This window comes from Microbacterium sp. KNMS (assembly GCF_053851835.1).
The window spans coordinates 1-8,069 of record NZ_JBSQBP010000043.1 but is presented as its reverse complement, the minus strand read 5'-3'; the positions used below and the strand labels follow the sequence as shown (position 1 = coordinate 8,069).

The 8,069-nt window shown below is 68.5% G+C and carries 17 protein-coding genes; 13 read left to right on the top strand and 4 right to left on the bottom strand.

Translation table 11 applies throughout. The features are described 5' to 3' along the window. A partial coding sequence (locus ACWXWW_RS17580; protein ID WP_455971264.1) for an acyltransferase family protein occupies positions 1-173 on the bottom strand: 173 nt, incomplete at its 3' end. 94 nt (positions 174-267) lie between these two features. On the opposite strand from ACWXWW_RS17580, the gene ACWXWW_RS17575 reads away from it, so the two are divergent. The 7 genes from ACWXWW_RS17575 to ACWXWW_RS17545 all read left to right on the top strand — a co-directional run bounded on the left by ACWXWW_RS17575 (position 268) and on the right by ACWXWW_RS17545 (position 3,954). Further along, positions 268-1,059 (top strand): M15 family metallopeptidase, encoded by a 792-nt coding sequence (locus ACWXWW_RS17575; protein ID WP_455971263.1) that lies wholly within the window; start codon positions 268-270, stop codon positions 1,057-1,059. Between the two features lie 3 nt (positions 1,060-1,062). Continuing rightward, a complete protein-coding gene (locus ACWXWW_RS17570) occupies positions 1,063-1,191 on the top strand; it encodes a hypothetical protein (protein WP_455971261.1) in 129 nt (42 codons plus the stop codon). After that, complete coding sequence (locus ACWXWW_RS17565; protein ID WP_455971260.1) at positions 1,184-1,621, top strand: hypothetical protein; 438 nt, start codon at positions 1,184-1,186, stop codon at positions 1,619-1,621. The genes ACWXWW_RS17570 and ACWXWW_RS17565 overlap by 8 nt, the downstream gene beginning before the upstream one ends. Before the next feature lie 2 nt (positions 1,622-1,623). Next, complete coding sequence (locus ACWXWW_RS17560; protein ID WP_455971258.1) at positions 1,624-1,938, top strand: hypothetical protein; 315 nt, start codon at positions 1,624-1,626, stop codon at positions 1,936-1,938. 18 nt (positions 1,939-1,956) lie between these two features. Beyond that, positions 1,957-2,481 (top strand): holin, encoded by a 525-nt coding sequence (locus ACWXWW_RS17555; protein WP_455971256.1) that lies wholly within the window; start codon positions 1,957-1,959, stop codon positions 2,479-2,481. A gap of 67 nt (positions 2,482-2,548) precedes the next feature. Continuing rightward, the gene (locus ACWXWW_RS17550; RefSeq protein WP_455971254.1) at positions 2,549-3,769 is read left to right on the top strand and encodes a hypothetical protein; all 1,221 of its coding nucleotides are present in this window, start codon (positions 2,549-2,551) and stop codon (positions 3,767-3,769) included. Between the two features lie 8 nt (positions 3,770-3,777). Beyond that, the gene (locus ACWXWW_RS17545; protein ID WP_455971252.1) at positions 3,778-3,954 is read left to right on the top strand and encodes a hypothetical protein; all 177 of its coding nucleotides are present in this window, start codon (positions 3,778-3,780) and stop codon (positions 3,952-3,954) included. A gap of 100 nt (positions 3,955-4,054) precedes the next feature. Here ACWXWW_RS17545 and ACWXWW_RS17540 read toward each other — a convergent pair whose 3' ends face one another. Further along, complete coding sequence (locus ACWXWW_RS17540) at positions 4,055-5,065, bottom strand: P63C domain-containing protein (RefSeq protein WP_455971250.1); 1,011 nt, start codon at positions 5,063-5,065, stop codon at positions 4,055-4,057. Between the two features lie 161 nt (positions 5,066-5,226). On the opposite strand from ACWXWW_RS17540, the gene ACWXWW_RS17535 reads away from it, so the two are divergent. Further along, the gene (locus ACWXWW_RS17535) at positions 5,227-5,418 is read left to right on the top strand and encodes a hypothetical protein (RefSeq protein WP_455971248.1); all 192 of its coding nucleotides are present in this window, start codon (positions 5,227-5,229) and stop codon (positions 5,416-5,418) included. A 33-nt stretch (positions 5,419-5,451) separates the two neighbouring features. Next, positions 5,452-5,742, top strand: a complete 291-nt coding sequence (locus tag ACWXWW_RS17530; protein ID WP_455971246.1) for a hypothetical protein — start codon at positions 5,452-5,454, stop codon at positions 5,740-5,742. A gap of 114 nt (positions 5,743-5,856) precedes the next feature. On the opposite strand, the gene ACWXWW_RS17525 is transcribed toward ACWXWW_RS17530, so the two are convergent. Beyond that, a complete protein-coding gene (locus ACWXWW_RS17525) occupies positions 5,857-6,204 on the bottom strand; it encodes a hypothetical protein (RefSeq protein ID WP_455971244.1) in 348 nt (115 codons plus the stop codon). 59 nt (positions 6,205-6,263) lie between these two features. Further along, on the bottom strand, positions 6,264-6,539 hold the full coding sequence (locus ACWXWW_RS17520; RefSeq protein WP_455971242.1) for a hypothetical protein: 276 nt from the start codon (positions 6,537-6,539) through the stop codon (positions 6,264-6,266). Positions 6,540-6,677: 138 nt separating this feature from the next. Here ACWXWW_RS17520 and ACWXWW_RS17515 point away from each other — a divergent pair, with 138 nt between their 5' ends. From ACWXWW_RS17515 to ACWXWW_RS17500, 4 genes are read left to right on the top strand one after another with little or no spacing between them, the layout of a single operon-like run. Further along, complete coding sequence (locus ACWXWW_RS17515; RefSeq protein WP_455971240.1) at positions 6,678-6,866, top strand: hypothetical protein; 189 nt, start codon at positions 6,678-6,680, stop codon at positions 6,864-6,866. Next, positions 6,863-7,087, top strand: coding sequence for a hypothetical protein (locus ACWXWW_RS17510; protein ID WP_455971239.1), 225 nt, complete (start codon positions 6,863-6,865; stop codon positions 7,085-7,087). The genes ACWXWW_RS17515 and ACWXWW_RS17510 overlap by 4 nt, the downstream gene beginning before the upstream one ends. Beyond that, positions 7,087-7,410 (top strand): helix-turn-helix domain-containing protein, encoded by a 324-nt coding sequence (locus ACWXWW_RS17505; protein ID WP_455971238.1) that lies wholly within the window; start codon positions 7,087-7,089, stop codon positions 7,408-7,410. The genes ACWXWW_RS17510 and ACWXWW_RS17505 overlap by 1 nt, the downstream gene beginning before the upstream one ends. Positions 7,411-7,452: 42 nt before the next feature. Beyond that, positions 7,453-7,671 carry a DUF3263 domain-containing protein gene (locus ACWXWW_RS17500; protein ID WP_455971236.1) on the top strand — a complete coding sequence of 73 codons (219 nt, stop codon included), beginning with the start codon at positions 7,453-7,455 and terminating at the stop codon, positions 7,669-7,671. The last annotated feature ends 398 nt before the right edge of the window (positions 7,672-8,069 follow it).

Here is an 8,069-nt window from a genome sequence, read left to right as displayed (position 1 = left end):
ACCAGGCCCGAGGCGAAGAAGAACAGCGGCATGCGGAACGTGTCGAGCAGGTTGATGTACCTCGCCCACGCCGAACCCGCGCCTAGGGGCGAGAGCACCAGCGTCGCGTGAAACACGACGACCGCAATGATCGCGATGCCGCGGGCCGTGTCCACCCATTTCACGCGAGACATGGTGCCCGAGCCTACCCGGGCGCCAGACCGTTTCCCAACACGTGTTGGGCATGGACCGGGGTGCGTCGCACGCACCCAACCGAGAGGAGGCCGCATGGCCGACAACATCGTGAGGATCGACGGCTGGCCTGTCGCGGTCGGCACGGCATCCGCGTTCGGTCGCCTCAAGGCCGCGTTCGAGGCCGCGTTCCCCGTGACCCTGCACGTGTACTCCGGTTACCGGTCGTACGCGGACCAGGAGAGGATCTTCCGCGACCGCTACCGGCCCGGCGCCTACTCGCCATTCGGGGACTACCGGTGGTGGAACGGGATTCGGTGGGGGCGCGTCTCCGGTGAGGGGACGGTCGCCGTTCCGGGCACCTCGAACCATGGCAACGGGCGCGCGCTCGACATCCGCGACTCCGGGGACGACGCCGGAGTGACCCGAGCAGGGAACGCGCGGTCGAACTGGATCCGCGCGAACGCGCACCGATTCGGGTTCGACCCCGCGGGCTACGGCTTCGGCGAGCCGTGGCATATCGAGCTCGCCGGGAACCTCGACCCCTGGCAGGGCGGCGCCCCAGCCGGAACCGACCAGGGCGCGCTCGCGCCCGCAGACACAGACGGCGCGGCCGTCACGACTCCTGAGGGGGACGACATGGCAACCACCGATCACCGCTTCTACCGCCACCAGAAGGACGGACGCGTGTTCGTCGTCGCCGGTGGCAAGAGCGTCGACCTCAACGAGGCCGACGCGCGGAAGCTCATCGACATCCAGCGGCTCAACCACAAGCTGAACCCGGACTACTTCCTCCCCGCCCCGGACTTCAAGAAGCCGGAGACGTTCTTCAACCTCGACCAGGCGGGCTGGAACCTCCTGCGCGCGGTCTACCCGCCTCGAGGCTGACCTGTGGTGGCCCGGCAGGTCGCGGCCCGGCGGGCGTTTCTCGTCGCGGTCGCGGCTCTCACCGCGTGGGCGTTCGGCGTCGCCGCGTCGGCGCTCATCTACGCACGCGCGATCGGAGGTGGGCATGCCTGACCGGATGATCCCGCCACGCTGGCGAGTGGTGCTGCGCGGCGCCCGTGCGGCGCTGTACGCGCTCGTGATCGTGTCGGGCGTGGCCGGGGTGGTGTGGCCGCCACGGACGCTCGTGGGAACGATCGGGGAGCAGCTGACGACCTGGTGGACGGTCCTCGCCGCGGTCGGCGGCATCGCGGCGCTCGTGGGTGTCCTGACCGACCGGTGGCCGGTCGAGTGGCTGGCGGCATGGCCAGCCGCGGGCGGGATGCTCGGCTACGCCGTGACCGTGTGGGGGATCGTCGCGACCGGCGAGGCGACGCGCGTCACCCAGGCCGCCGCGGTCACCGCGGTCGTCGTGGCGCTCGCGTACCGCGGTCTCGAGCTCGGCGCGCACGCCGCGAAGCTCCGAGCAGACCACGCGCCGAGGTGGCGTCGCGGACGGAGGTAGGCGTGGATCCGATTGCCTGGCTCGCGACCGTGTCCACCTCCATCGTCGGGATCGGCGGGACCGTCATCGCATGGCGGCGCCTCCGGATCGACAAGAAGCACGGCGTCACGACCGACGAACGGGAGATGCGGCGGGACACCGTCGCCGACCGTGACGCTCTGATCGACCAGCTGCAGGAGGACGTGCGCGACCTCCGCACCCGCATCACGCACATCGAGGCCGAGTACGACCTCGAGCGGCAGTGGAACCGGCAGCTCGTCGACCACATCTACCGGCAGCTCCCGCCGCCCCCTCCCGCGCGCCCGGCGCGCGCCTGAAGCCTCTAGGAGATCATGATGAAGTCGAGCATCCTCAGCGCCGCCTGGTGGCGCGACGCGGGCCTCCGGGCCCTGCACACGGCGATCGCTGTCGCCGTCCCGTACCTCGGCGCGACCGTCATCGCGGACGTGCCGTGGGTGATGGCGCTCTCCGCGGCCGCGGTCGGCGCGATCCTGTCGCTCGCGACGTCGCTGTTCGGCCTCCCCGAGACGGTGGGGGAGAACCTGCCGTGGTGGCTGGCGGCGCTCGAGCGCACCGCGAAGACCTTCGGCCAGTCGCTCGCCGGCGGCCTCACGGGCGCCGTGTTCCTGACCGACGTGGACTGGCCGCTCGTGCTTCAGGCCGCCGCGATGTCCGCGTTCATCTCGCTGCTCCGTCTGATCCTCGCGACCCTCCCCGCCGACCCGACTCAGCGGGCACCCGAGCCCGCGGTCGTGCAGAACATCACCGTGCCGTCGACGTCCGATGCCGAGCGGGTCGCCGCGACGACCGCCGCGGCCGTTTCGATCGAAGCGCGCACGCGCGACCGTAACGGCCGCTGACACACCGAACGACTCCGCCCTCCTGGTAGCCGCCGGGAGGGGCGTAACCGCCCCCGAAGGAGGCACTATGGCTGACATTCCCGAAGGTGTCCCCTGGGGCGTTGTCGTTGCCCGGTTCGGAGCGTTCGCCTCCGATGGGCCAGATGCGGGCCGCGTGCCTGACGAGCGTCTTCTGAGCGGCACGGTGACGCTGACGCCGTCCGTTGAGTGGGTGCAGTTCCCGGGTATCGCGAAGGCGGGCCGGTACCACGTGGACACGCTCGTGTGTCCGGTGATCGACGGCCTCATGTACCCGCCCGAGACGACTGAGCCTCCCGAGCAGGACGGCGTGCCCGCGATCGCCACCGCGCAGCCCAACGGCGTCCCGCAGTACGTGCAGTGGACGGCGACGTTCAACCTGGACGGTGTGGACACGCAGCCCGCTCCGGTGCTGTTCAATGTGCCCGGGGACGGGGGCGAGGTGGACCTTGCCGCGCAGGTCGGGGCGGAGGAGCTTGTCCCGTATGTGACGGTCGTGTCGACGGAGGACAGGGAGCGCGCCGAGGCCGCGTCCGCGGACGCTATGCAGTGGATGATGATGTCTCAGACATCCGCGAACTCGGCTTCGGTAGCTCGGGACGAGGCGGTGGATGCCCGCTCCGGGGCGGAGACTGCTCGGGACCAGGCGGTCGCTGCGCGCGATGAAGCCGTTCCTGCAGCGACCACCGCCACCTCAGCGCGAGACACGGCCGTGCAGGCGCGCGACGCCGCCGAGGCCGCAGCCGCGCAGACGACCGCGCAGATCGCGACGAAGGCGGGCTCCCCAGTCGGAGACACCACACTCGGGCAACTCCCGGTCGGGTCGCTGGTCGTGGACTCCGCCGCGACCCTGGGCGCCTCGCTGTGGCAGAAGGTCGCCGCCGGGTCCACCGCGGCCGCATGGCGGGTGGTGCAGGGCGACACGGGTTGGCGGGATGTGACCTCGCTGATAACGACTCGAACGGCCGGAACAGCTCACCTGGCCCGCCGAGCCGGGATCATCCTGATTCGGTTTACCGATTTTGCTTCATCGGTCACCAGTGGGAATCCCGACCTCCTCCTGCTCCCCGCCGGGTTCCGCCCGAAGCTCGCGAACCCTGCCTTCTACTTTGGTGTGTCCGCGACGGTCGGGCAGATGATCCGTTCCGTGATCCAGTCATCCGGGCAGCTCCGCTTCTACGGGTGGACATCCGGTATCGCTCTCAACGGCACCGCGACGTTCGACGCGCAGGACGACTGGCCGACCACACTGCCCGGCACACCCGCATAGGAGAACCGATGGACGACCTCACCACACTCACCGACACTGAGCTCGACGAGCTGCGCATCGCGGTCCAGACCGAACGGGAACGTCGCGAAGCGCTCGCGACGATCCCCGGGCAGATCATCGACCTCGCCGCCCGGTACGTCGACGGCGGCGGAGACCCAGCCGCGCTCGCACTCCCCGAGGCCTGACCCTCACCTATCCGCACAGACAGCACAACACCGCCCCTCCTGGGTGAGCTACAGACACCGCATGCGGTGGCTGGCTCCCCGGGAGGGGCGTTCTCGTGTGTCAGAGACCGAAGTCAGCGTCGCTCATCCACAGAGGCACGTTCCCCCGATAGCTGGGATGGATGGTGTCCAGCTTCGCCTTGAAGTCGCTCCAATCGGAGGAGATCTTCATGAGCGTCACGACGCTGCCGAGGTGCTCACGCAGCTTCGGATAACCGGTGGTCTTGGTGAGGTGCTGGAAGAGCTTCCCGGACTTCTCAGCCTTCTTCTGTGCGGCCTTGAGCTCGTCACGGACTCCGGGGGCGAGTCGGTCGTACACGATGTCGTTCGTGAGGTTGCCGAAGTACTGGGGGCGCTTGACCGAGTTGGGGTCATAGGGAACGCCGCGGAGGCGGCACATTTCCTTGTAGTAGTCGGGGCCGAACGTCTTTACCCACGGTTGCAGCTCCCGCGCGACGAACGCCTCGAGGATCTTGCTCAGGGCGTCCTTGGTGCGGATGTCCTGGTAGCCCGTCGCTTCGTCGACGAGAGCGATGATTCCAACGTGCGCGAGGGCGCGTACGAGGATTTCCGCCTGCGCTGCGATATGCCGCTGGTTCGGGGGGAGCGCGCCCTCCTGCCTGGCGGCGAGGTAGATCTCGCAGATGGTGGGCAACAGGTCCGCGCGGTATCCGTTGGCGCGGACCCCCGAGGGCAGTCGGAAGGAGATGGGCTGCGCCTGCTCGATGACATCGTCCGGGATGAACGGCCGGATGGACTTCGCTCGAAGGATCGGGGGAAGGGCCTCGTCCGCGCCCTCAGCTCCCGGGACGCGGCGGGATCGTCCGATCGCGGTGAGCATGCTCGCCTGCGTGATGACGCGGGTGTCATCGTCCAAGACATAGCACTCGACTTCGACGTCTCCGATCCGCAGAGGGCTGTCAGGAGAGCCGGCGAGAACCTCGCGCACGGGCCCCGCGTTCCACCGTGCTTCCGCTGCCTTCTTCGCGCTGACGGAGCGTTCCTCGGGGGTCAGCTTCGCAGCGCGGGCCTTCCCGCCAATCGCACGTCCCAGGATGTCTGTCTCGATCACGGCTCGCCGTCCAATCCGAGGCTAGGAATGCCTGCAACACACACGTTAGCACGCATATCGTCGGATCATGCGTGCAATATTGACGGCTGGCCACTGGATCCGCTCGCCGACGGCCGCTCATCCGGCCCATCTAGGCTCGAGCCGTGGGTAGCGCAGAGGACATGGTGCACCAGCTCCGGACGCAGACGCAGCGCCGCGAGCAGAACGAGCTGCTCGAGCGCCTCGTGAGCGTGCTTGAGGTCCAGGCGGAAACGTCCCGCCGATCCCAGCGAGCCTCCTGGTGGGTATCGTTTGGTTCGCTCGTCATCGCCGCAGCATCGCTTGCCTGCGCGATTCTGGCGCTCACCCTATGAGGAACGTCCGGGGTGGGACGTACGCTCCCCGCCGTGGGTAGCAAGCGTCCTCCGTCGTCCGAGTCGATCGATCGCGCGTTCCAGTCGCGGCGCCCGGTGACGCTCCCCACGCAGGCGTACGACGACGAGCGGATCGAGTGGGCGCCGAGGGACAGCCCGGTGCCGGTGTGGGCGTGGGTGCAGTTCACGGAGGGCCCGGCGGAGAAGATCGCCGCGGTCGCGGAGGGATGGACGTCCAGGGTCGTGCTGCTGCGGGTGCCGTCGACGGGTGGGGAGCGGTCGGTGGTCGTGTGGCGGCTGGCGGTCACTCGCCGGGCAGTATGAGCCCGGCCGGCCATTCGATGTCGCAGCCGCGGCACCACCAGCCGCGCGGGTGCTCGTGCAGTACCGTCCCGCAGGTGGGGCAGTGCGGCTCGGCGGCGTCGGCGAGAAAGTCGCTCATGCCTGCGGCTCCGCGCCGATTTCTAGCATCCCGGCGCACCACTTGAAGAATAGGAACACGTACGAGAACAACAGGAACCCTTGGGCGGGCGGGAGGCCCCACACACTCGTCGCAGCCCAGTATGCGACCACAAGGCTCAGAAGAGTCAGGAACCACACGACGCCTCGCGTCTTCGTGGCGATGCGCGGATGGAGCATAAGCGAGAAGGATGCGAGCGGTGGCACGATCGTCAGCACTACGGAAGTCACGTACTCGCTAGGCCGGAGTTCGATGACGCCAACCACTTGGTCGAGCCTCTGAAGTGCAGGCAGAGCCAACGCTAGCCATATGACGATCGAGAGCAACGCACCGACTGCTACGGTAGCCGCGGTCGACCACCATGAAGAGCCCTCTGAGGCGGAGCTCATGAGACGCCACGGACATTCAGCAGCTGCCGGCCGTCGGGGACCTTCGCGACAAGGGCGTCCATGTCGTCGGCCTCGATCTCCTCGACGCGCGTCGCGCGGTACGTACCGGCCATGGTGATCGCGGTCGACCGCTTCTGCATGGTCACGGGCGCGTCGGTGAGCACGTACCCCTCGGGTGCGCGCGCTTCGAGGTCGGCGCGCACGTCGGCCTGCACCTCGCCCGCGGCCTCGAGCGTCTGGGTGGCGGTGGATCGAATCATCCCGATGAGCACCGGACGATCCTACGACGGGCCCCGGGTTCGAAGCCCTGAGGATTCTTCCGCCTCACACTTGTAACACACCAGAATGGTGTGTATTGTTGGGTGCATGAGCAAGGGAGATCAGCTCCCGGCCAGACGGAAGGCTCCGACATGAACGCCAAGAACATCGTCCAGGGCGAGTGCACGAACTGCGGACGCACCGCCTACTGGTGCCGCTGCGGCGAGTACCGCCTCGACTCGCACCAGCCGATGACGGACGCTGAGGCCCGCGTGATCCTAGTCCGCAAGTACGGCGCGGAAGCGGCGGCGCGCATCATCGCCCCGGCGGTGGCATCGTGACCGCCCGGGCGGCGCTCCGCGCGCGCCGGATCGCGGAGCTCGACGCCATGCTCGAGGCCGACGACTACAACCAGCTCGACCGGGAGGAAGCTACGTACGCGCGGCTCACCGTGCGCGACCTCTCGGCGGGGAAGGTCGAGGACGCCCGACGGTGGGCCGAGCTCGCGACGGCCGCGGCGGGACGGATTGAGGAACTCTTCCGGCGGCGGAAGCAGGCATGATGGACGACGTGACACCCGCCCAGATCGCCGCCACACGCCACCTCATCGGCATGTCCCAGGCCGAGCTAGCCGAGGCACTCAACGTCAACCGACACGCAGTCAAGGACTGGGAGTCTGGGCGGTTCACGGCCCGCCCGGGCGTCGTAGCAGACCTCGAAGCGATCCGGGCACAGCACGACGCCGAGGCGCGGAAGCTCACCGAGGCAGCCGACCAGGGCGTACCGCTCTCGCTCCCCGCCGGCCCGCGACCTCGAGGTTGGTACCTCGCCCTTGGTGCGCGCGTGCTGAGCGCCGTCCCCGGAGCCGCGATCGACTGGGAGTGACCCCGTCCGCGATGTCGGTGGTCGGGGCGAGGATCGGACGCGATGCCAACACCGACACCTGCACAGCTGATCGACTTCGAGAAGGCCCACTGGGAGCACTCCGGGATCAAGGAAGAGGCGATCCGCCGCGAGCTCGGGCTGACGCCGCCCCGCTACTACGTGCTGCTCCTGCGTGCCGTCTCGGACATGGACGGGATCCGGCATGACGCGCTCTGGGCGGCACGCATCCGGCGTCGTTTCGACGGGCGCCGAGCTGCATAGCGGGCTGACCTTCGATCCAGTACTTACCCAGCACTTTCGCGTCGCAAACGTCGCAAATCACCATCAGCGAATGCCGACGTGAGAGGCGGCCTGCCGCGCGTTCTCGCACCGCACGCTACTAACCGCAAATCACCGCAAACGGCGCTCCATAACAGTGGGTTCAGGGTTCAAGTCCCTGGGGGTGCACGGATCAGCCTCGGTCACTCTCGCCAGTGACCGAGGCTTTTTCGCGTCTGCGGGCCACCTTGACGTAGTAGGGCGGGTTATCGGCCAGAAAGAGTGGATGGGTCGGGTGTGTCATCCTCGTCCTGCCCAGCCGGCGCGGGCCCAGAGGCCTTCGGTGGCGTCGAGGCCTTGCCCGTAGAGGGTGGGGGTGATCTGGTCGTCGTGGCGGGGTT

Excerpts from the sequence above, each read along its gene's own strand:
- ACWXWW_RS17565 (WP_455971260.1), top strand. The coding sequence starts at position 1,184 with ATGCCTGACCGGATGATCCCGCCACGCTGGCGAGTGGTGCTGCGCGGC.
- ACWXWW_RS17550 (WP_455971254.1), top strand. The coding sequence starts at position 2,549 with ATGGCTGACATTCCCGAAGGTGTCCCCTGGGGCGTTGTCGTTGCCCGG.
- ACWXWW_RS17500 (WP_455971236.1), top strand. The coding sequence starts at position 7,453 with ATGCCAACACCGACACCTGCACAGCTGATCGACTTCGAGAAGGCCCAC.
- ACWXWW_RS17545 (WP_455971252.1), top strand. The coding sequence starts at position 3,778 with ATGGACGACCTCACCACACTCACCGACACTGAGCTCGACGAGCTGCGC.
- ACWXWW_RS17575 (WP_455971263.1), top strand. The coding sequence starts at position 268 with ATGGCCGACAACATCGTGAGGATCGACGGCTGGCCTGTCGCGGTCGGC.
- ACWXWW_RS17555 (WP_455971256.1), top strand. The coding sequence starts at position 1,957 with ATGAAGTCGAGCATCCTCAGCGCCGCCTGGTGGCGCGACGCGGGCCTC.
- ACWXWW_RS17515 (WP_455971240.1), top strand. The coding sequence starts at position 6,678 with ATGAACGCCAAGAACATCGTCCAGGGCGAGTGCACGAACTGCGGACGC.
- ACWXWW_RS17505 (WP_455971238.1), top strand. The coding sequence starts at position 7,087 with ATGGACGACGTGACACCCGCCCAGATCGCCGCCACACGCCACCTCATC.
- ACWXWW_RS17535 (WP_455971248.1), top strand. The coding sequence starts at position 5,227 with ATGGTGCACCAGCTCCGGACGCAGACGCAGCGCCGCGAGCAGAACGAG.